Origin of the sequence: Amycolatopsis sp. NPDC001319 (assembly GCF_042896185.1) — a bacterium.
Taxonomy (GTDB): Bacteria; Actinomycetota; Actinomycetes; order Mycobacteriales; family Pseudonocardiaceae; genus Amycolatopsis.
The window spans coordinates 561,717-581,854 of record NZ_JBIAWY010000003.1 but is presented as its reverse complement, the minus strand read 5'-3'; the positions used below and the strand labels follow the sequence as shown (position 1 = coordinate 581,854).

Genomic DNA, 20,138 nt, shown 5'->3' with positions numbered 1-20,138 from the left:
CGAATCCGCGGACTTCCCGGACCGCCGCGAGCACAAGCAGCCTGCGACAACGCCCGACGTCGGATGCACTCCCCTGGCCGCCGGCGGCCTGGAGCGTGCCACGTTGCTGGAAGCGACCGCCGCGTTCGCGATCGGTCTGTGGCGCGCCGGCTTCGACACGCGGGCGGCGTTCGTCTCGGGGTGATCTCAGGGTGTTCACCGGATGTGCCCGCGGTGGTGTCCAGGCGATTGTTACTGGTGTGACAAGGGTTTCGCCGCGGTGGCGGCAGGCGGTGGTGTGGCTGCACGCGGTGTCGTCGATCGCGTGGATGAGCCAGGCGTTCGGGCTCATGACGCTGACCCTCGTGGCGCTGCGGGGCGACGGGACCACCCGCGCCGCCGCGATGAACATGGCGCGGCACCTCGACACGGCGCTGCTGGCGCCCATGGCCAACGCCGCCGCGTTCACCGGCCTCGTCCTGGCAGGCGCGACCGCCTGGGGTTTCTTCCGGCACTGGTGGGTGCTCGTGAAGTTCGGGCTCACGCTCGTGCAGCTGTACGCCGGGATCTTCCTGGTGTCCCCCGCTTTGGAGAACGCCGCCGCAACGGCCACCCCGACGTGGCAACAGGCCGCCGGCGCCGGGCTCATGGCGGGCGGACTGGCCGTGCAGGCGTGGATTTCCGTGGCGAAGCCCTGGTCCCGCACGCCCTGGTCCCCCACCACCAAACCCGCGACGGCGCCCACGTGGGTGTTCGTGGCGGCGATCGTCGCGCCGGTTCTCGACACCACCGCGGGTCTGGTGCTGGGCTACCCGTTGCCCGCGCTGTCGCTGGTGATGCTCGTCGTCCTGCTCAGCGGACGGCGGCAGCGCTTGGCCGTGGCCTGACGCTCGTCTACTCGACGTCCCCACCGCTGGCGGGCTTGGCCTCCACGTCCCCACCGCTCGCCGGCTTCGCTTCCACATCTCCGCCGCTCGCCGGCTTGGCCTCGACGTCACCACCGCTGTTGTTCTTGTCCTCCACCATGGCCCCCTCCTCCTTCTCGGCTCGCCCAAACGTTAGAGCGCACCGGAGGACCCCACGACCACTCAGACAAACCTCACTCAAACGGACGCGGCCGTCAGAGTTGGTTCACGTCCACGATCCGCACCACAGCCGAACCCACCTCGTCCGACGCGCGCAGATCCACCTCCGCGCTGATGCCCCAGTCGTGGTCACCGGCGGGGTCGTCGAAGATCTGGCGGACGCGCCACAAGTCGGCTTCCTGTTCGATGAGCAGCAGCGCCGGGCCGCGGGCGTCGGGACCGGTGCCGAGGGTGTCGTGTTCGTCGAAGTAGTCCTCGATGGCGTCTTCCCAGGCGTCGGCGTCCCAGCCGGTGGCGGCGTCGAGCTCGCCGAGGGCGTAGTAGTTCCGGCGGGCGGCGAGTTCGACGCGGCGGAAGAGCTCGTTGCGCACCAAGACGCGGAAGGCGCGTTCGTTGCGGGTGACCGCGGGTGGTTCGGAAGGCGTGCGCTCCAGCGGAGAACCGTCGGCCGACGGGTGCCGCAAGGCCTCCCACTCGTCCAGCAGGCTGGAGTCGACCTGGCGGACCAGCTCGCCCAGCCACTCGATGAGGTCCTGCAGCGCCTCGGTCTTCGCCTCGTCCGGGACGGTGTGGCGCAGCGCGTCGTAGGTGTCCGCCAGGTAGCGCAGCACCAGGCCCTCGGAGCGCGCCAGCTGGTAGAAGCCGATGTACTCCACGAAGTTCATCGCGCGCTCGTACATGTCGCGCACCACGGACTTCGGGGACAGCTCGTAGTCCGCGACCCACGGGTGCCCCTGCCGATAGCTGGCGTACGCCGCGGAAAGCAGCTCCTCCAACGGCTTCGGGTACGTCACCGCCTCGAGCAGCTCCATGCGCTCGTCGTACTCGATGCCCTCGGCCTTCATCGCCTGCACGGCCTCGCCGCGGGCCTTGAACTGCTGCTGCGACAGCACCGGTCGCGGGTCGTCCACGGTGGACTCCACAATGGACACGACGTCCAACGCGTACGACGGCGATTCCACGTCCAGCAGCTCCACCGCCGCCAACGCGAACGGCGACAACGGCTGGTTCAGCGCGAAGTCGAACTGCAGGTCCACCGTCAGCCGCACGATCCGGCCGTCGGCGTCCGGAGTGGACAGCCGCTCCACGACGCCCGCGGCCAGCAGCGCCCGGTAAATGGCGATGGCCCGCAGGATCAGCTTCCGTTGCGTCGGCCGGTCGGAGTGGTTGTCCTCCAGCAGGTGCCGCATGTGGTCGAACGCGTTGCCCGGCCGGGAGATCACGTTCAGCAGCATCGAATGCGACACCTGGAAGCTCGACGTGAGCGGCTCGGGCTCGGCCGCGATCAGGCGGTCGAACGTGCTCTCCGTCCAGTTGACGAACCCCTCCGGCGCCTTCTTCCGGACGATCTTCTTCCTCTTCTTGGGGTCGTCGCCCGCCTTCTCCAGGGCCTTCGCGTTCTCCACGACGTGGTCGGGCGCCTCGACGACCACGTACCCGTCGGTGTCGTACCCGGCGCGCCCCGCGCGGCCGGCGATCTGGTGGAACTCGCGCGCCTTGAGGTGGCGCTGGCGCACGCCGTCGTACTTGGTCAGGGCGGAGAACACGACCGTGCGGATGGGCACGTTGATGCCGACGCCGAGCGTGTCCGTCCCGCAGATCACCTTGAGCAGCCCGGACTGCGCGAGCGTCTCGACCAGGCGCCGGTACTTCGGCAGCATGCCGGCGTGGTGCACGCCGATGCCGTGGCGCACGAGCCGCGAGAGCGTCTTGCCGAAGCCCGCGGAGAAGCGAAAATCACCGATCAGGTCGGCGATCGCGTCTTTTTCGGCCTTCGTCGTGACGTTGATGCTCATCAACGTCTGCGCCCGCTCGATGGCCGCGGCCTGCGAGAAGTGCACCACGTACACGGGCGCCTGGCCGCCGTGGAGCAGCTCGGACATGGTCTCGTGGATGGGCGTGAGCGCGTACCGGAAGGTCAGCGGAACCGGCCGCTGCGCCGACGTCACGACGGCCGTCGAGCGGCCCGTGCGCCGCGTGAGGTCCTTCTGGAAGAACGAGACGTCGCCCAACGTGGCCGACATGAGCACGAACTGCGCACCCGTCAGCTCGATGATCGGGACCTGCCACGCCCAGCCGCGGTCGGGCTCGGAGTAGAAGTGGAACTCGTCGGCGACCACCTGGCCCACGGGCGCGTCGGCACCGAAGCGCAACGCGATGTTCGCCAAGATTTCGGCCGTGCAGCAGATGATCGGGGCATCCGCGTTGACGCTGGAGTCGCCGGTCATCATGCCGACCTTGTCGGCGCCGAAGATCTCGATGAGCTGGAAGAACTTCTCCGAGACCAGCGCCTTGATCGGGGCGGTGTAGTAGCTGCGGCGGCCGTGGGCGAGCGCCGTGAAGTGGGCGCCGACGGCCACGAGGCTCTTCCCGGAACCGGTGGGCGTCGAGAGGATCACGTTGGCGCCGGAGACGACCTCGATCAGCGCCTCCTCCTGGGCCGGGTACAGCTGGATGCCCCGCTCGGCCGTCCACGTGGAGAAGGCTTCGAACAGGGAGTCGGCGTCGGGATCCGCTGGCAGGAGGTCTGTGAGTGTCATCGCGGTGCCCATCGTGCCATCCCCGGGCCGCCAGTTCCCCAGGGGCGATCGCGGCTGCTTGCCCCAACCCGTAGGCTTCGCGGTACCGCGCACCGACCGGGGGATACTTCCGGGCGGGCGCGCGTACACGGGCGGTACTCCGGAGGGTTCGCAGAATGGCACAGGACATCATCCCGATCGAGCTCGGGCTGCCGCAGGGCGACGTCGTCACCCTGTGGGCTCCGCGGTGGCGGGAGGACGGCGAGGAGTGGGAAGCGTTCCTCGGCGACGAGGACGACCTGTACGCCTTCCCCGACGCCGCTCACCTGGCCGCTTTCGTGCGCACGTCCGACCAGCACGACCTGCTCGACCACCCGGCGTGGGACGCGGTGCCGGCGCTGAACGTGCCCGAGCTGATCCCGGACGACGACCACTCCTACGACCTCGTCGGCGTGCCCGAGCTGGTCGCCGAGGAGCCCGACTCGTGGACGATCGCGGAGCTCGCGGAGATCGTCGGCATCGTCCGGTCGCTCGCCGACGTCTGCGAGCTCGACGAGGTGCACGAGGTCCTCGACGCGTACGAGGGCTTCTCGCTCCTGGAGCAGGGCCGGCTGCCGTTCACCGGCCGCGAGGGCGAGGCCCTGTGGAACGACCTGTCGAAGGCCGTGTCCGAGAAGTGGGACATCGTGCTCGACGCGATCGACAACCTCGTGACCGTGCCCGAGGTCGACGCCGCCGTGCTGGAGCAGACGGCCGAAGAGCTGGCTGCGTTCCACGAGGAGTCGGCCGAGGCCGAGGCCGCGCAGCCGGAGGACCTCGAAGCCGTGGACGCGCCCGACTCCGATGAGGACGAGGACGACGAGCCGGTCGGCTTCTGGGGCGAGGTCGGCATCGACCCGATCAAGATCGTCACGGCCGGCGCCGAGTACTACACGCTGCGCTGCTACCTCGACGACAAGCCGATCTTCCTCGGCAGCGAGGGCGAGATCGACGTCTTCCCCTCCGAGAAGGCCCTGCTCGCCGCTCTCAAGGACGGCAAGGACGTGGCCGACACCGACCTCGCCGACGTGTCCACTTGGGACGACGTGCTGACCAAGGCCGCGGCGGACGACCTCGAGATCGACATCGATGCCGAGAACACCTACGTCCTCACCGGCCTCGACGACGACATCGCCGCGGGCGTCGAGTCCATCGACCCCAACCAGCTGGAGCTGGCGGTCGAGCTCATCACCGACGCCGCCGACTGGGCCGAGGACGACTCGGTCGAGACCGCCCTGTCCCAGAACGAAAGCCTCGGCTGGCTGGTCTCGTTCGTCCTGCGCCCCGACCCGACCCGCCTCGAGCCGAGCGCTCCGTTCGACACGGAGCAGAGCGCGTGGCGCAAGCTGGTGGAGTCGTTCGAGAACCGCCTGACGGTGGTCTGAACCTCTTGACGCACCGCCGGCGGCCGCACTCGAATCCAGGGTGCGGCCGCCGGCGTCTTTCCAGGCCCGCGTGAGCCCGGGCCACCGCACAACGGTTCGGAATCCGTCCCGCTCAGTGGTGTGCTTCCGCCTCCGCGCGCACCGGCACCACTGCGATCGCCAGCGCCGGGAACACCGCCACCACGCAGAACGCCAGCGCGTAGCGGCTGTCGCCGATCAGGAGGCCGAGCAGGGGTGGCGTGAGGGCCCCCGCGATGTTCTGCGCGGTGTTCTGGGTGGCCATCGCGCGGCCGGACCAGGCGACGCCGGCGAGTTCGGCGGAGGCGGTGAAGCCGAGGCCGTTGTCAGCGACCGTGATGATCGCGGCGAGGACCAGGGCGAGCAACACGAGCCACAACCAGGTCGCGTCGCCGAGGGCGACGAGCAGCATCACGACCACGCCGGCCATCGCGAGCTGGCGCATCGGGCGCAGGCGGCTGCCGACGCGGTCGGACCAGTAGCCCGATGCCAGCCGGCCCGCCGCGCCGAGCACCTGGGCCACCGCGAGGAACACGCCGGCGCCCGACGGGCTCCAGTGCTGCTGCGACACGAGGTAGACGGGCGCGAACGCCGACACCGTGAACTGCGGCACGACCAGCAGCGCGCTCGCGCCGTGCACGCGCCACAACCACGGCTTGCGATACGGCGAAGGCGGCTTCGAAGCGCCGGCGGCGGGACGCGGCGGCCGCGGCGGGTCCATCACGAACACCGCGACCAGCAACGCGACCAGGATCGCCAGCACGGCCGGCAGCAGCATCGCGGCCTGGAACCCCCAGCGCGCGGCCAGCGGCGGCAGGCCCAGCGCGGCGACGCCGACGCCCAGCGGCTGGGCCGTCTGCCGGATGCCCATCGCCATGCCGCGCTCGGACTTCGAGAACCAGCCCATCACGACCCGGCCGCTCGCCGCGTTGACCGACGCCGTGCACGCTCCGGCAACAAGGAACACGCCGAAGAGAAGCCCGACCGGGTGATGCCACAGCGCGGCGTACACCAGGAGTAACCCCGAAGCGCCCAGTCCGAGGGCCATGATCAGACGCTCTCCGTAACGGTCCGCAGCCGCGCCCCACACGATCAGGGTGAGCAGCAGGCCGATGCTCGGCGCGGCGACGACAGTGCCGGCCTCGGCGAGCGTCAGGTCGTCGGCGGCGCGCATCGCGGGGACCAGGAAGGGCAGCCCGTAGAGGAAGGAACAGCTCGCGGTCTGCGCGGCGAGGCCGAGCGCGAGGATGAGCCACCGTCGAGAACTGGGCTTTTCGCGTATCGACTCCCCGGCCGCGACCTGCGACATCTTCCTCACCGTCTCACATATTGAGAATTAGTTCCTACATTCTGAACTTTAGTTGGGCATGCTAACGAACGCAACCACCAGGCGGGCGGTCGCGTTCGGCAGCAAGCGGCGTCAGGCCAGAGCGGCGTACCCGGGCTTGATCACGTCGTTGATCAGCGACAACCGGGCGTCGAAATCGAGGAACGCGGATTTCATGGCATTGATCGTGAACCAGCGAAGATCATCAAGGCCGAACCCGAACGTGGTCGCCAGAGCGGTGAATTCACTGGTCATCGTGCATCCGCTCATCAGCCGGTTGTCGGTGTTCACCGTGACCCGGAAGTGCAGGCGGGCGAGCTGCGCGATCGGGTGGTCGGCCAACGAGGAGACGGTGCCGGTCTGGACGTTCGACGTCGGGCAGATCTCCAGGGGTATGCGGCGGTCCCGAACGTAGCTCGCCAACCGTCCAAGGTGGACCGTTCCGTCCGAATCGGTCTTGATGTCCTCGACGATCCGGACGCCGTGGCCGAGCCGTTCGGCACCGCAATACTGGAGGGCCTCCCAAATGGACGGCAAACCGAATGCCTCGCCGGCGTGAATCGTGAAATGCGCGTTGTTCTGACGCAGATATTCGAATGCGTCGAGATTTCGGGTGGGCGGAAAGCCGTCCTCGGGGCCGGCGATGTCGAAGCCCGCCACGCCGGCGTCGCGGTGGCGCACGGCCAGCTCGGCGATCTCGAGCGCGCGGGCGTGCTGACGCATCGCGCAGAGCAACGTGCCGACCTTGATCGCACCGCCCGCGGCGGCCACGCGCTGTGTTCCCTCGTCGAGACCGGTCTGGACCGCTTCGACCACCGCATCGAGTGACAGGCCGCGTTCGACGAACAGCTCCGGTGCGTAGCGCAGCTCGGCGTAGACCACCCCGTCGGCCGCGAGGTCTTCCACAGCCTCGGCCGCGACCCTGACCAGCGCTTCCTCGGTCTGCATCACGCCGCAGGTGTGGGCGAACGTCTCCAGGTAGGACACGAGCGAGCCGGAGTCGGCGGCCTCGCGGAACCAGCGGCCGAGGGCCTCGACGTCGGTGGTCGGCAGGGCGTCGTAGCCCGTCGCTTCGGCGAGCTCGACGACGGTGGCCGGGCGAAGGCCGCCGTCCAGGTGGTCGTGCAGCAGGACCTTGGGGGCTCGGAGCAGGGTCGCTGCGTCGAGCGGGGTTACGTCTGACATGCACCAACGGTAGTCTTGTTGTCATTCCCCTACATGGCGGTAACTCTGAGCGTCGAGGCAACCCTGAGCTTTGACGATCAAGGAAGGAATCGGCCATCCGGGTAACGCCGCCGTTATCCCGTCTTAGCGGGGCCCACACGCACAGCAATTTTTCACTGGATAAGCTTCGGGCCACGTCCCTTCCATTTCCCCGCCGACGAAGGACACAGCAGTGACCACTGACAACCACATTGCCGCTCCGTCCTTCGACCGGATGCGCAACATGCTGGTGCGCGCGGCCGAAGTGCGCGAGAGCGAACAGCAGCAGATCTTCGACGCGCTGGACGACATCTACGCGCGCCTCGCCCCGGTCGACTCGCTGGGCGCCGTGCGCAAGCGGCTGTCCGAGATGCCCGACCGCACCGAGGTCGGCGTGATCGCGGAGCGGCTCGACGAGGCCATGACGCGCCTGGAGGCCCAGGACAACGCGATCGCCGCTCTGACCCACGCGGTCGAGAGCATCGTCGACAAGCTGGCCAAGCCGTTCGCGCAGCTCGACGGCCGGCTCGACGGCGTCGCCGCGCGCTTCGAGGGCGTCGCCGGCCGGATGGACGGGCTCGAGGACAAGCTGCAGAACATCCACCGCCGGCTCGACGAGCTGGGCGGCCACCTGGACAAGCAGGACGCGAAGCTCGACTCGATCCCGCAGACCACGCAGGGCCCGGTGCGCGAGCGCATCGAGCTGGCGGAGGCCACCCTGCGCGAGCGCATCGAGATCTCGGACGCCAGCCTGCGCGAGCGCATCGAGACGGCCGACCACGAGCTGCGCACCCGCGTCGACGAGCTCGACCGCGCCACCCGCGAGCGCTTCGGCAGCACCACGGACGCGTTGCGCACCGCCATCACCGAGACCGGCGAGATGGTCGACGCCTCCGAGCGCCTCGAAGGTCTGGTCAACCGCCTCGACACGGTCACCCAGCGCCTCGACGACCTGGGCAACCGCCTCGACAAGGTCGAAGACGGCTTCGTCTCCCAGCTGGGCGACCTGGACGGCTCCATCAAGACCGGCCTCTCCAAGGTCGAGGGCACGCTCGCCAAGCAGCCCGACACCGACTCCGTCGACTCCCTGGTGCGCCGCTCGAACGATGAGTCCGTGCGCCGGATCGGCGGCCAGCTGGACGAGGCCATGGCCACCTTCGCCGAACTGATGCTGGGCGGCGGCCCGGCCGTGCAGCAGATCGCCCCGCCCGCCCCGGCGCCGCGCCAGCCGCGCCGCAGCTCGCGCAACGGCCGGTCCCCGAAGGCGGTGGACCCGAAGGCGAAGAACGGGTCCGAGCCGGAAGACGCTGCTGGTGAGTGAGGTTTAGTCCTCTTGGAGAAAGCCCCTGCCTCGGCGGGGGCTTTCTTCGTCTGGACCACCTGGCGAACGTGTCCCGCAGGCTTCCTGCGGGACACTCTTGTGTTCAGGGCTGGTCCATTCGATCGGCCCCCACCGACAAAAGCGGTGGCCAAGGCGATCGGGGGCCGAGTTGTCCACAACTCAGGGATGGTGTGAACAACTCGGCCGCGAGTCAGGAGCGGATGGTCTCCAGGACGATCGGTCCCACAGCCGGAGCCGTGTCCGACACCGAGAAAGCCCCCTCCAAAGCCGCCAGAGCGCCGGCCACTGCGTCAGGTGTGTCGGTGTGCAGCTCCAGCAAAGGCTGGCCGCCGACAATCGGATCCCCCGGCTTCGCGAGGCACAGCACGCCGGCCGCCGACTGCACCGGGTCTTCCTTGCGGGCGCGGCCCGCGCCGAGGCGCCAGGCCGCCACGCCGACCGCGTAGGCGTCCAGCGAGGCCAGCACCCCCGACGAAGGCGCCGGAATCACGTGGACGTGCGCAGGTGCAGGAAGCGGAGCCGAAGGATCCCCACCCTGAGCGGTGATCATGCGGGCCCACGTTTCGTAAGCCTCACCCGAAGCCAGTACCGCCGCGGGGTCCACTGAGGACAAACCGGCCAGAGCGAGCATCTCGCGGGCCAGGGCGATCGTCAGGGAGACCACGTCGGCCGGACCGCCGCCCTGGAGGACCGAGACTGCCTCGGCCACTTCCACGGCGTTGCCGACCGCGCGGCCCAAGGGCACGTTCATGTCCGTGATCAGAGCCGTCGTCGCGACGCCGTGAGCCGCGCCGATCGAGACCAGAGTCGAGGCCAGCGAACGAGCGTCCGCCACCGTCTTCATGAAAGCGCCCGAGCCCGCCTTCACGTCCAGGACCAGGCCCGACGCGCCCTCGGCGATCTTCTTCGACATGATCGACGAGGCGATCAGCGGGATCGACTCCACGGTGGAAGTGACATCCCGCAGGGCATACAGCTTCTTGTCCGCCGGGGCCAAACCCTCCGTGGCCGCACAGACAACAGCACCGACCGAAGAGAGCTGCGCGGTGATCTCGGCCAACGACAGCGAAGCCCGCCAGCCCGGGATGGACTCCAGTTTGTCCAGGGTGCCGCCCGTGTGGCCGAGGCCGCGGCCGGACAGCTGAGGCACCGCCGCGCCGCAAGCAGCGACCAACGGCGCCAGCGGCAAAGTGATCTTGTCGCCGACGCCGCCCGTCGAGTGCTTGTCCACCGTCGGGCGCCCGACGGACAGCGAGAGCCGCGAGCCCGACGCGATCATGGCGCCCGTCCAGCGGGAGGTCTCGCCGGGAGTCATCCCACGCAAGTAGATGGCCATGGCCAGCGCGGCCATCTGTTCCTCGGCCACAACCCCGTAGGTGTAGGCGTCCACCACCCAGTCGATCTGCGCGTCCGACAGAACACCGCCGTCGCGTTTGGTTCGGATGATGTCGACCGCGGCGAAGGTCACGGGAGGTCCTCGGGCCCGAAGGCGTCGGGCAGGACGTCGGACATCGGCAGGATTCCGCGTGGCGTGTCGACCAGACAGGCAGACCCGCCCAGCTCGAACAGGATCTGCCGGCACCGCCCGCACGGCATGAGCAGCTCACCCGCGCCGCTGCGGCAGGCGACGGCCACCAAGCGGCCGCCGCCGGACAGCCGCAGCTGGCCCGCCATCGTGCACTCGGCGCACAGACCCAGGCCGTACGAAGCGTTCTCGACGTTGCAGCCCGTCACCATGCGGCCGTCGTCCACGATGCCCGCGACGCCGACGTGCAAGCCGGAGTAAGGGGCATACGCCGAAGCAGCGGCCGTGACCGCGGCGGCCCGCAGCGCGTCCCAGTCGAACGACATCAGTCGCCCTCCCCTCGTCGATACGGTGCGCCGTCGGCCTTCGGCGGACGGAGCCGTTGAGACGCCACCGCCAGCACGATCAGCGTCACGAAGTGCGCCGTGTACGGGATCAGGTCGCTCGGCAACGTGTCGTTGGTCCAGTAGATCGCGTACAGCGCGCCGGCGGCGATCACGCCGAGCGCGGCCGACAGCCAGCGCTTCCGGAACAGCTGCACGATCACGATGATCGCCACGAGGATCACCGCGCCGTACAACAGCGCCAGCACCGCGGTGCCACCGCCGGCGAGCTGCAGGCCGTCCGCGTACCCGAACAGCGCCGCACCTCCGAGCAGGCCGCCCGGGCGCCAGTTGCCGAAGATCATGGCGGCCAGACCGATGTACCCGCGGCCGTTGGTCTGGTTCTCCAGGTAGTCGGCGCCGCCCTTGAGCAGCACCAGCGAAGCGCCACCCATGCCGGCGAAGCCGCCGGAGATCAGCACGCCGAGGTACTTGTAGCGGTACACGTTGACACCCAGCGACTCCGCGGCCACCGGGTTCTCACCGCACGAACGCAGGCGCAGGCCGAACCGCGTGCGCCAGAGGATCCAGTAGCTGACCGGCACCAGGATGATCGCGATCATCGTCAGCGGCGCGATGCCGGTGACCAGACCACGCAGAATGCCGGCGACGTCGGAGATCCCCACGCGCTGCTCGTTCTCCAGCGTGCCGAGCCAGTCCGACAGGCCCGACGCGGAGTACGTGTCGAACTTCGGCACCGGCGGCGACTGCCGCGGGTTGCCCGAGATCGGCTCGAAGATCAGGTTCGCCAGGTATTTCGCGACGCCCAAGCCCAGCAAGTTGATCGCCACACCGGAGACGATGTGGTTGACGTTGAAGGTCACCGTCGCCACCGCGTGCAGCAGGCCACCGATGGCGCCGAACGCGATCGCCGAGATCAGGCCGACCCACACACCGCCGTAGTACGCACCCCAGGCCGCGCCGAACGTGCCGAGGATCATCATGCCCTCGAGGCCGATGTTGACCACGCCCGCGCGCTCCGACCACAGGCCGCCGAGCGCACACAGCAGGATCGGCAGCGCGAGCCGCAGCGCGGTCGACGCCGTGTTGCTCGACGTCAGCGCCGAAACACCGGTCGAGTACGACGCCGTGGACATCACCGCGATCGCCACGACGGCCCAGATCACGCCGCGCAGCCAGCCGGGCATCCGCCGCCGGGGCATCACCGGCTCGGTGATCCCGGAGGCGGGATCCGGCATCGGGAACTCCGTCACCTGGCTCACACCGCACCGCCTTCCGCGACGGACGAACCCTTGCGCCCGTTGCCGGCGAGCGCCCGGCCCACCCTGCGTTGTTCCGCCGCGAGGTCGGCGCGGCGCACGATCTCGTACGCGACGACGACCGACAGCACGATGATGCCCTGCATGATCGTCGCGATCTCCTTGGACACGTTGATCTGCTCCAGCGACACCGCCGAGGTGTCGAGGAACGCCCACAGCAGCGCGCCGAACGCGATGCCGCCGGGGTGGTTGCGGCCCAGCAGCGCCACGGCGATACCGGTGAAGCCGTACATCTGCGTGGCCGTGATGCCGTAGCTGTAGTCGCGGCCGAGCAGCTCCGGCATGGCGACGAGACCCGCCACCGCGCCGGAGAGCAGCATCGCGATCAGCGTCATCCGCTTCGCGCTCACGCCACCGGCCGCCGCGGCCGTCGACGACTCGCCGCTCGCCTTGAGCTCGAAGCCGAACCGCGTGCGGTTGAGCATGAACCAGTAGGCGATGCCGATCACGATGGCGATGAAGAAGAACCCGAACAGCACGCCCGAGCCGAGCGGGATGCCGGGAATCCGGCCCGACGGCGCGATCGTGCGCGTGCCGATGTTGTTGCCCGTCTGCACGCCGAACTGGTCGGCGTTGACGAGGAACGCGATGATGCCGGCGACGATCGAGTTCAGCATGATCGTCGAGATGACCTCGCTGACGCCGCGGGTCACCTTCAGCACGGCGGGGACCAGCGCGTACAGCGCACCCGACGCGACCGCGACGATCAGGATCACGAGGGTGTGGAGGACCGGCGGCAGCTGCAGCGCGCCACCGATGATCGCGGCGACCACGGCCGCGAACCGGTACTGGCCCTCGACACCGATGTTGAACAGGTTCATCTGGAAGCCGATGGCCACCGCGAGCCCGGACAGGTAGTACACCGTCGCGAGGTTCACCGTGTCCACGGCGGTGGAGCCCTTGAAGAGCTGGCCCACCATGGTCCCGTACGCCTCCAGCGGGTTGGCGCCGGAGATGACGAGCGCGATCGCCGAGAGCAGCACGGCGAACACGATCGCGAGCAGGGGCGGCAGCAGCCGCGTGCGCCACGAAGTCATTACGCTTCTTCACCTTCTTCGGCACCGGTCATGGCGGAACCGAGTTCCTGCGGGGTCACCGTGGCGGGGTTCGCCTCGCTCACCAGGCGCCCGCGCAGCATCACGCGGATCGTGTCGGAGAGCCCGATCAGCTCGTCGAGGTCGGCGGAGATCAGCAGCACCGCGAGCCCGTCGGCGCGCGCCTGCCGGATCTGCTCCCAGATCATGGCCTGCGCACCGACGTCGACGCCGCGCGTCGGGTGCGAAGCGATGAGCAGCACGGGATTGCCCGACAGCTCGCGCCCGACGATCAGCTTCTGCTGGTTGCCGCCCGAGAGCGCGGCGGCCGGCACGTCGATGCCCGGCGTGCGCACGTCGTACTCGCGGACGATGCGCTCGGTGTCGCGACGCGCGCCGGCGATGTCGAGCAACTGTCCACTCGAGACGGGTTTGCGCGTCTGGTAGCCGAGGATCCGGTTGGCCCACAACGGCTGAGTGAGCAGGAGGCTGTGGCGCGTGCGGTCTTCGGCGATGTAGCCGATGCCGGCCTCGCGCCGCGCGAGCGTGCCCAGCTTCACCAGGTCGTGGGTCTTGCCGTCGGCCTCGGCGAGCTCGATGTGCCCGCCGCTGGCCTTGCGCATGCCCATGATCGTCTCGACGAGCTCGGTCTGGCCGTTGCCCTCGACGCCCGCGATGCCGAGCACCTCGCCCGCGTGCACGGTGAAGTCGATGTCGTCGAGCAGCCGGAGCGACGAGTTCTCGGCCGTGAGGCTGATGCCGGTCAGGCGCAGCACGCCGCGGTCGGTCACCGTCGACTCGCGCGTCTGTGGGCTCGGCAGCTCCGAGCCCACCATCATCTCCGCCAGCTGACGGCTGGTGATGGACTTCGGGTCGACCGTGCCGACGGTGGTGCCGCGCCGGATCACCGTGACGGTGTCGGCGATCGAGCGCACCTCGTCGAGCTTGTGGGAGATGAAGAGGAAGGTGTAGCCGTCGGCCTGCATCTCGCGGACCGTGGCGAACAGCGCGTCGACCTCCTGCGGCACGAGCACCGCGGTGGGCTCGTCGAGGATGATGATCTTCGCGCCGCGGTAGAGGACCTTCACGATCTCCACGCGCTGGCGGTCGGCCACGCCGAGCTCCTCCAGCAACGCGTCGGGCTTGGCGCGCAGGCCCGTCTGCTCGGAGAGCTTCTTGAGCCGGGCGCGCGCCGCGCCGCCGATGCCGTGGAGGGCCTCGGCGCCGAGGAACACGTTCTCGGAGACGGTGAAGTTGTCGGCGAGCATGAAGTGCTGGTGCACCATGCCGATCCCGGCCTGGATGGCGTCCTGCGGGTTGCGCAGCTTCACCTCGGTGCCGTTGATCGCGATGGTTCCCTCGTCGGGCTGCTGCATCCCGTAGAGGATCTTCATCAGGGTCGACTTGCCCGCGCCGTTCTCGCCGCAGAGGGCGTGCACCTCGCCCGCGGCCACGGTGAGGTTGACGTCGGAGTTGGCGACCACACCCGGGAAGCGCTTGGTGATCCCGGTCAGCTGGACGGCCGTCGTGCCCCGGTCGGGGACGGCATCGGCCTCGGCAGTGCTCATTGCTGGGGCATCCAGTTCTGTCGAAACGCGTGAGGGCTCGGAAGGAAGATCCTTCCGAGCCCTGGCACGTGGCGGGTACTACTTGGCCGGCTTGTCCGAAACCTGGATGGCGCCCGAGATGATCTGGGCCTTGTAACCGTCCAGCACGTCCTTGATGTCGTCGACCTTGCCGCCGGAGGTGGCGTAGCCGACGCCGTCGACCTTCAGGTCGAAGCGCTTCGGCAGCACGCTCAGGTCGCCCTTCGCGTCGGCCTGCAGGAAGTCGAACACCGCGACGTCCACGCGCTTCATCATCGAGGTGAGGATGATGTCCTTGTCCGCGGCGACCGTGGCCTGGTTGTACTGGTCGGAGTCGACCCCGATGGCCAACGCCTTGCCCGACGTCTTGGCGGCGTCGAACACGCCCTTACCGGAGGCACCGGCGGCGTGGTAGATCACGTCCGCGCCGTTGTTGATCTCGGCGGCGGCCTTGACGTTGCCCTTGGCCGGGTCCTGGAAACCGGAGAAGTCACCGGCCGGCGTGAGGTACTCGTCCTCGATCTTGACCTTGTTCGACACGGCCTTGGCGCCCTGCAGGTAGCCGGCCTCGAACTTCTGGATCAGCGGCGTGTCCACGCCACCGACGAAGCCGATGTGACAGTTCTTGCTCTTGTAGACCGCGGCGACGCCGGCCAGGAACGAGCCCTGTTCCTCGGCGAACACCAGCGGCGTCACGTTGGGGAGCTTGATCGTGTCGTCGTCGACGATCGCGAAGCGGGTGTTCGGGTGCTTCGGCGCGACGGCGGCCACCGACGGCGCGTAGGCGAAGCCGACCGCGATGATCGGGTTCAGGCCCTGCGACGCCATCTGCTCGAGCCGCTGCTGCTTGGCCGACTCGCTCTCGCTCGGGCTGGCCGTGCTCTCGCTGACGGTCGTGATGCCGAGCTCGGACTTCGCCTTGTCGACGCCGGCCGCGGCCGCGTCGTTGAACGAGGCGTCACCCCGGCCGCCGATGTCGAACGCCAGGCCGACCTTGAGCTTGCTGCCGTCCACCTTCTCGCCGGACGAGCTGCTGGTCGTGGCTGCCGCCGGAGCCGCGGGCGGCTTCGGCGCGGTGACGCAGCTCGAGTCCGAGCTGCCGGCCGCGGCCGTGTTGTTGCTGCTGCCCCCGCCGGTGTCCTTCGCGCACCCTGCCAAGGTGAGGACCCCGGCCATGGTCGCGGCGGCCAGCGCGGTTCCACGCATGCGACGCAACGTGTGTCTCCCTCCCCGCTGATCCAGCGGACTAAGTGGAAGCGACCCGGCAGTTCTTCGTCAGTGCCGAGTTCAACCGCCAGACCGTACCCAACCGCCAGACAACCGCCATAGGAAAGGCACGCTACGTAACACAAACGTTTACTCAGCGGTCTGATTCGCGACCGATCGTGTACTTACGGTGATCAACTGAATCAGGCAAGTGCTCACCAGCTGTCACAGTCCGGGGCACCGCGGCCCGTCGTCGCCGCGCGACGGAACCCGTCCGGACGATCTTCGTCCACCGCCCGGCGAAGGCCCCGCGGGACGGGCGTTGCGGACATCACGAAACCCGTTCGGGCCCGGCTGGTTTTTCACTCGCGACCGGATCCGGTTCCGGTCTGCTGAATCGAATCGACCGGGCCGGGAGCCCCAGGTCGGATTCGCCCTGGACCGCCCGTGGAGCGTGGCCGGCGCCACACGTCCGAGTGGTGCGGGACGCTCCGGGTGTCTGGTCCATCACAGAGACGAACCCGGAGGTGAGCCGGGTCCAGATGGCGGGTCTAGCATCCTTTCATCCACGCTCGATGGCCTTAGATCTCGGCACCGCTGCCGGCGTTGTCCCCAGTGGACCGACGCTGAAGCGGGTGCGGACCTCACCGGTCAGCCGGGCACAACAGATGACGTTGGAGGCCGTTCACCGATGTCCACCACGGCGAGCACTGCCACCGAGGCAGGAGCGAGCGATCGGGCGGGTGCCTCACGCCGGCAGGGGACCTTCTACCGGGGCGACCCCGGCATGTGGTCCTGGGTGCTGCACCGCATCACCGGCGTGCTGACATTCTTCTTCCTGTTCGTGCACGTGCTCGACACCGCGCTCGTCCGCGTGTCGCCGAACACCTACGACCAGGTGATCGAGACGTACAAGACGCCGCTCGTGAACCTGCTCGAGGTCGGTCTGGTCGGGGCGGTCCTCTTCCACGCCCTCAACGGCGTCCGCGTCATGCTGGTCGACTTCTGGTCCAAGGGCCCGAAGTTCCAGAAGACGATGCTGTGGGTGATCGGTGTCGTGTGGGTCGTCGTGATGATTCCGGGTGCGTTCTTCATGCTGAAGCGCACGGTCGAGACGCTCTTCGGGGGTAACTGACCATGGCCGACTCGCTCGTCATCGAATCGCCGCGCACCCCCAAGCGCCCGGCGGCCCGCCGCAGCAACTTCGAGCTCTACAGCTGGCTGTTCATGCGCATCTCGGGCCTCGCGCTGATCATCCTGGTGCTGGGCCACCTGCTGATCATGAACATCCTCGACGGCGGTGTGCACCGCATCAACTGGGGCTTCGTCGCCGGTCGCTGGGCTTCGCCGTTCTGGCAGTTCTGGGACCTCGCGATGCTGTGGCTCGCCGAGATCCACGGCGGCAACGGGCTGCGCACGATCATCGACGACTACGCCCGCAAGGACTCCACGCGGTTCTGGCTGAAGATCCTGCTGTACGTCTCGATGGTCCTGATCCTGGCCGTCGGCACGCTGGTGATCTTCACGTTCGACCCCGAGATGCCCGCCAGCTAGGCGCACCCACCACACACAGTGCTCGATTCCTGATAAGCGGAGCAATCCCTATGCAGTTCCACAAGTACGACGTGGTGATCGTCGGCGCCGGCGGCGCCGGCATGCGCGCGGCCATCGAGGCCGGCCAGCGCGCCCGCACCGCGGTCCTCACGAAGCTGTACCCGACGCGGTCCCACACCGGCGCCGCCCAGGGCGGCATGTGCGCCGCGCTGGCGAACGTCGAAGAGGACAACTGGGAGTGGCACACCTTCGACACCGTCAAGGGCGGCGACTACCTCGTCGACCAGGACGCCGCGGAGATCATGGCCAAGGAGGCCATCGACGCGGTCCTCGACCTCGAGAAGATGGGCCTGCCGTTCAACCGCACGCCCGAGGGCAAGATCGACCAGCGCCGCTTCGGTGGCCACACCCGTGACCACGGCAAGGCGGCCGTGCGCCGCGCCTGCTACGCCGCGGACCGCACCGGCCACATGATCCTGCAGACGCTGTACCAAAACTGCGTCAAGTACGGCACGGAGTTCTTCAACGAGTTCTACGTGCTCGACCTCGTGACCAGCGAGGACGAGAACGGCAACCCGATCGCGTCGGGCGTCGTGGCCTACGAGCTGGCCACCGGCGAGCTGCACGTGTTCCAGGCCAAGTCCATCGTGTTCGCCACCGGCGGCGCGGGCAAGATCTTCAAGACGACGTCGAACGCGCACACCCTCACCGGTGACGGCCTCGGCATCATCTTCCGCAAGGGCCTGCCGCTGGAGGACATGGAGTTCTTCCAGTTCCACCCGACCGGCCTCGCGGGCCTGGGCATCCTGATCTCCGAAGCCGTCCGCGGCGAGGGCGGGATCCTGCGCAACGCCGACGGCGAGCGGTTCATGGAGCGCTACGCCCCCACCATCAAGGACCTCGCGCCGCGCGACATCGTCGCCCGCTCGATGGTCCAGGAGGTGCTGCAGGGCCGCGGCATGGGCCCGAACAAGGACTACGTGGTCCTCGACGTGACGCACCTGCCGGTGGAGGTCCTCGAGACCAAGCTGCCGGACATCACCGAGTTCTCGCGCACCTACCTCGGCGTCGACCCGGTGAAGGAACCCGTGCCGGTGTTCCCGACCTGCCACTACGTGATGGGCGGCATCCCGACCAACATCCACGGCGAAGCGCTGCGGGACAACGAGAACGTGATCCCGGGCCTGTACGCGGCCGGCGAGGTCGCGTGCGTGTCGGTGCACGGCTCGAACCGCCTGGGCACCAACTCGCTGCTCGACATCAACGTGTTCGGCCGCCGCGCCGGCATCGCGGCCGCGGAGTACGCGCTGGCACACGAGCACGTCGAGCTGCCGGAGCTTCCGACCAAGCTCGTCGAGGACCAGATCGCCGGCCTGCTGTCGGAGCACGGTGACGAGCGCGTCGCCGACATCCGCAAGGAAATGCAGCAGACGATGGACTCGCACGCCTCGGTGTACCGCACCGAGGACACGCTCAAGCAGGCGCTGACCGACATCCAGGCGCTGAAGGAGCGGTACACGCGGATCACCGTGTCGGACAAGGGCAAGCGGTACAACACCGACCTGCTCGAAGCCGTCGAGCTGGGCTTCCTGCTGGAGCTGGCCGAGGTCCTGATCGTGGGCGCCCTGGCGCGCAAGGAGTCGCGCGGCGGCCACGCCCGCGAGGACTACCCGAACCGCGACGACACGAACTTCATGCGCCACACCATGGCGTACAAGCAGGGTGAGGGCCTCTCGGCCGACATCCGCCTCGACTACAAGCCGGTGACCTTCACGCGTTACGAGCCGATGGAGCGGAAGTACTGATGACTGCGGCAACCACCGAAGAAGCACCCGCGGCCTCGCAGGACCACACGCCGATCACGGTCACGCTGAAGATCCTGCGCTTCAACCCCGAGGTCGACACCGAGCCGCACTGGGAGTCCTACGACGTCCCGGCGCAGCGCACCGACCGGCTGCTGAACCTGCTGTTCTACGTCAAGGACTACATCGACGGCACGTTCTCGTTCCGCCGGTCGTGCGCCCACGGCGTGTGCGGCTCGGACGCCATGCAGATCAACGGCATCAACCGGCTGGCCTGCAAGGTGCTCATGAAGGACCTGCTGGAGACCGGCGGCAAGAAGACCACCATCACCATCGCCCCGATCAAGGGCCTGACGACGTTGAAGGACCTCTACGTCGACATGGACCCGTTCTTCGAGGCCTACCGGTCGGTCAAGCCGTACCTGATCAACTACGGCCACGAGCCCTCCCGCGAGCGCATCCAGTCGCAGGCCGACCGCGACCGCTTCGACGACACCACCAAGTGCATCCTCTGCGCCTGCTGCACGTCGTCCTGCCCGGTCTACTGGAACGACGGCTCGTACTTCGGCCCCGCCGCCATCGTCAACGCGCACCGCTTCATCTTCGACTCCCGCGACGACGCGGCCGAGGAGCGCCTCGACATCCTGAACGACTCCGAGGGCGTCTGGCGCTGCCGCACGACCTTCAACTGCACGGACGCTTGTCCGCGCGGGATTCAGGTGACCAAGGCGATTCAGGAAGTGAAGAGGGCGCTGCTGTTCAAGCGCGTCTGAGAATTTCGTTGCGGGGAGGCCCTCGCCCGGTTCGCCGGGTGGGGGCCTTTTCGTTGCCGATTCGCAGCCAAGACAGACAAAACTCCCCTGTTCGGCGC

General features: G+C 68.6%; 17 protein-coding genes. 7 read left to right on the top strand and 10 right to left on the bottom strand.

Features of this window, described 5'->3' with window-relative positions; all coding sequences use genetic code 11:
- Positions 1-239: 239 nt before the first annotated feature.
- Positions 240-866, top strand: coding sequence for a hypothetical protein (locus tag ACFY1H_RS13285; RefSeq protein ID WP_386946501.1), 627 nt, complete (start codon positions 240-242; stop codon positions 864-866).
- Positions 867-873: 7 nt separating this feature from the next.
- Here the strand turns inward: ACFY1H_RS13285 and ACFY1H_RS13280 are convergent, their stop codons facing one another.
- Both ACFY1H_RS13280 and ACFY1H_RS13275 read right to left on the bottom strand, forming a co-directional pair.
- Positions 874-1,005 carry a hypothetical protein gene (locus tag ACFY1H_RS13280; protein ID WP_255638653.1) on the bottom strand — a complete coding sequence of 44 codons (132 nt, stop codon included), beginning with the start codon at positions 1,003-1,005 and terminating at the stop codon, positions 874-876.
- 94 nt (positions 1,006-1,099) lie between these two features.
- On the bottom strand, positions 1,100-3,604 hold the full coding sequence (locus tag ACFY1H_RS13275) for a DUF3516 domain-containing protein (protein ID WP_366575560.1): 2,505 nt from the start codon (positions 3,602-3,604) through the stop codon (positions 1,100-1,102).
- Between the two features lie 155 nt (positions 3,605-3,759).
- Here ACFY1H_RS13275 and ACFY1H_RS13270 point away from each other — a divergent pair, with 155 nt between their 5' ends.
- Entirely contained in the window at positions 3,760-5,007 is a 1,248-nt protein-coding gene (locus tag ACFY1H_RS13270) for a primosomal protein (protein ID WP_366575562.1), read from the top strand.
- Between the two features lie 112 nt (positions 5,008-5,119).
- Here ACFY1H_RS13270 and ACFY1H_RS13265 read toward each other — a convergent pair whose 3' ends face one another.
- Positions 5,120-6,334: an MFS transporter gene (locus tag ACFY1H_RS13265; protein ID WP_386946498.1), complete on the bottom strand. Its 1,215-nt coding sequence runs from the start codon at positions 6,332-6,334 to the stop codon at positions 5,120-5,122.
- Between the two features lie 111 nt (positions 6,335-6,445).
- Entirely contained in the window at positions 6,446-7,537 is a 1,092-nt protein-coding gene (locus tag ACFY1H_RS13260; RefSeq protein WP_366575566.1) for an adenosine deaminase, read from the bottom strand.
- A gap of 211 nt (positions 7,538-7,748) precedes the next feature.
- Between ACFY1H_RS13260 and ACFY1H_RS13255 the strand changes: the two genes are divergently transcribed.
- Entirely contained in the window at positions 7,749-8,876 is a 1,128-nt protein-coding gene (locus ACFY1H_RS13255) for a PA containing protein (protein ID WP_366575567.1), read from the top strand.
- A 211-nt stretch (positions 8,877-9,087) separates the two neighbouring features.
- On the opposite strand, the gene ACFY1H_RS13250 is transcribed toward ACFY1H_RS13255, so the two are convergent.
- From ACFY1H_RS13250 to ACFY1H_RS13225, 6 genes are all read right to left on the bottom strand, one after another.
- Positions 9,088-10,365, bottom strand: coding sequence for a thymidine phosphorylase (locus tag ACFY1H_RS13250; RefSeq protein WP_386946496.1), 1,278 nt, complete (start codon positions 10,363-10,365; stop codon positions 9,088-9,090).
- Positions 10,362-10,748: a cytidine deaminase gene (locus tag ACFY1H_RS13245; protein ID WP_386946494.1), complete on the bottom strand. Its 387-nt coding sequence runs from the start codon at positions 10,746-10,748 to the stop codon at positions 10,362-10,364. Before ACFY1H_RS13245 ends, ACFY1H_RS13250 begins: the two co-directional genes overlap by 4 nt.
- On the bottom strand, positions 10,748-12,004 hold the full coding sequence (locus ACFY1H_RS13240; RefSeq protein ID WP_386946879.1) for an ABC transporter permease: 1,257 nt from the start codon (positions 12,002-12,004) through the stop codon (positions 10,748-10,750). Before ACFY1H_RS13240 ends, ACFY1H_RS13245 begins: the two co-directional genes overlap by 1 nt.
- A gap of 20 nt (positions 12,005-12,024) precedes the next feature.
- Positions 12,025-13,122, bottom strand: a complete 1,098-nt coding sequence (locus tag ACFY1H_RS13235; protein ID WP_366575571.1) for an ABC transporter permease — start codon at positions 13,120-13,122, stop codon at positions 12,025-12,027.
- Positions 13,122-14,687 (bottom strand): ABC transporter ATP-binding protein, encoded by a 1,566-nt coding sequence (locus ACFY1H_RS13230; RefSeq protein ID WP_386946492.1) that lies wholly within the window; start codon positions 14,685-14,687, stop codon positions 13,122-13,124. The genes ACFY1H_RS13235 and ACFY1H_RS13230 overlap by 1 nt, the downstream gene beginning before the upstream one ends.
- Before the next feature lie 78 nt (positions 14,688-14,765).
- Positions 14,766-15,911, bottom strand: a complete 1,146-nt coding sequence (locus ACFY1H_RS13225; protein ID WP_366575574.1) for a BMP family ABC transporter substrate-binding protein — start codon at positions 15,909-15,911, stop codon at positions 14,766-14,768.
- A gap of 691 nt (positions 15,912-16,602) precedes the next feature.
- Between ACFY1H_RS13225 and sdhC the strand changes: the two genes are divergently transcribed.
- The 4 genes from sdhC to ACFY1H_RS13205 are packed head-to-tail and all read left to right on the top strand — an operon-like array spanning position 16,603 to position 20,040.
- Positions 16,603-17,046 carry a succinate dehydrogenase, cytochrome b556 subunit gene (sdhC, locus tag ACFY1H_RS13220; RefSeq protein WP_364181685.1) on the top strand — a complete coding sequence of 148 codons (444 nt, stop codon included), beginning with the start codon at positions 16,603-16,605 and terminating at the stop codon, positions 17,044-17,046.
- A gap of 2 nt (positions 17,047-17,048) precedes the next feature.
- Positions 17,049-17,465 carry a succinate dehydrogenase hydrophobic membrane anchor subunit gene (locus tag ACFY1H_RS13215; RefSeq protein WP_220246220.1) on the top strand — a complete coding sequence of 139 codons (417 nt, stop codon included), beginning with the start codon at positions 17,049-17,051 and terminating at the stop codon, positions 17,463-17,465.
- 50 nt (positions 17,466-17,515) lie between these two features.
- Positions 17,516-19,270 carry a succinate dehydrogenase flavoprotein subunit gene (gene sdhA, locus ACFY1H_RS13210; RefSeq protein ID WP_366575576.1) on the top strand — a complete coding sequence of 585 codons (1,755 nt, stop codon included), beginning with the start codon at positions 17,516-17,518 and terminating at the stop codon, positions 19,268-19,270.
- The gene (locus ACFY1H_RS13205; RefSeq protein ID WP_366575578.1) at positions 19,270-20,040 is read left to right on the top strand and encodes a succinate dehydrogenase iron-sulfur subunit; all 771 of its coding nucleotides are present in this window, start codon (positions 19,270-19,272) and stop codon (positions 20,038-20,040) included. Before sdhA ends, ACFY1H_RS13205 begins: the two co-directional genes overlap by 1 nt.
- Positions 20,041-20,138 lie beyond the last annotated feature (98 nt).

Excerpts from the sequence above, each read along its gene's own strand:
- ACFY1H_RS13280 (WP_255638653.1), bottom strand. The coding sequence starts at position 1,005 with ATGGTGGAGGACAAGAACAACAGCGGTGGTGACGTCGAGGCCAAGCCG.
- ACFY1H_RS13275 (WP_366575560.1), bottom strand. The coding sequence starts at position 3,604 with ATGACACTCACAGACCTCCTGCCAGCGGATCCCGACGCCGACTCCCTG.
- ACFY1H_RS13270 (WP_366575562.1), top strand. The coding sequence starts at position 3,760 with ATGGCACAGGACATCATCCCGATCGAGCTCGGGCTGCCGCAGGGCGAC.
- ACFY1H_RS13265 (WP_386946498.1), bottom strand. The coding sequence starts at position 6,334 with ATGTCGCAGGTCGCGGCCGGGGAGTCGATACGCGAAAAGCCCAGTTCT.
- ACFY1H_RS13260 (WP_366575566.1), bottom strand. The coding sequence starts at position 7,537 with ATGTCAGACGTAACCCCGCTCGACGCAGCGACCCTGCTCCGAGCCCCC.
- ACFY1H_RS13245 (WP_386946494.1), bottom strand. The coding sequence starts at position 10,748 with ATGTCGTTCGACTGGGACGCGCTGCGGGCCGCCGCGGTCACGGCCGCT.
- ACFY1H_RS13240 (WP_386946879.1), bottom strand. The coding sequence starts at position 12,004 with ATGCCGGATCCCGCCTCCGGGATCACCGAGCCGGTGATGCCCCGGCGG.
- ACFY1H_RS13235 (WP_366575571.1), bottom strand. The coding sequence starts at position 13,122 with ATGACTTCGTGGCGCACGCGGCTGCTGCCGCCCCTGCTCGCGATCGTG.
- ACFY1H_RS13230 (WP_386946492.1), bottom strand. The coding sequence starts at position 14,687 with ATGAGCACTGCCGAGGCCGATGCCGTCCCCGACCGGGGCACGACGGCC.
- ACFY1H_RS13225 (WP_366575574.1), bottom strand. The coding sequence starts at position 15,911 with ATGCGTGGAACCGCGCTGGCCGCCGCGACCATGGCCGGGGTCCTCACC.
- sdhC (WP_364181685.1), top strand. The coding sequence starts at position 16,603 with ATGTCCACCACGGCGAGCACTGCCACCGAGGCAGGAGCGAGCGATCGG.
- ACFY1H_RS13215 (WP_220246220.1), top strand. The coding sequence starts at position 17,049 with ATGGCCGACTCGCTCGTCATCGAATCGCCGCGCACCCCCAAGCGCCCG.
- sdhA (WP_366575576.1), top strand. The coding sequence starts at position 17,516 with ATGCAGTTCCACAAGTACGACGTGGTGATCGTCGGCGCCGGCGGCGCC.
- ACFY1H_RS13205 (WP_366575578.1), top strand. The coding sequence starts at position 19,270 with ATGACTGCGGCAACCACCGAAGAAGCACCCGCGGCCTCGCAGGACCAC.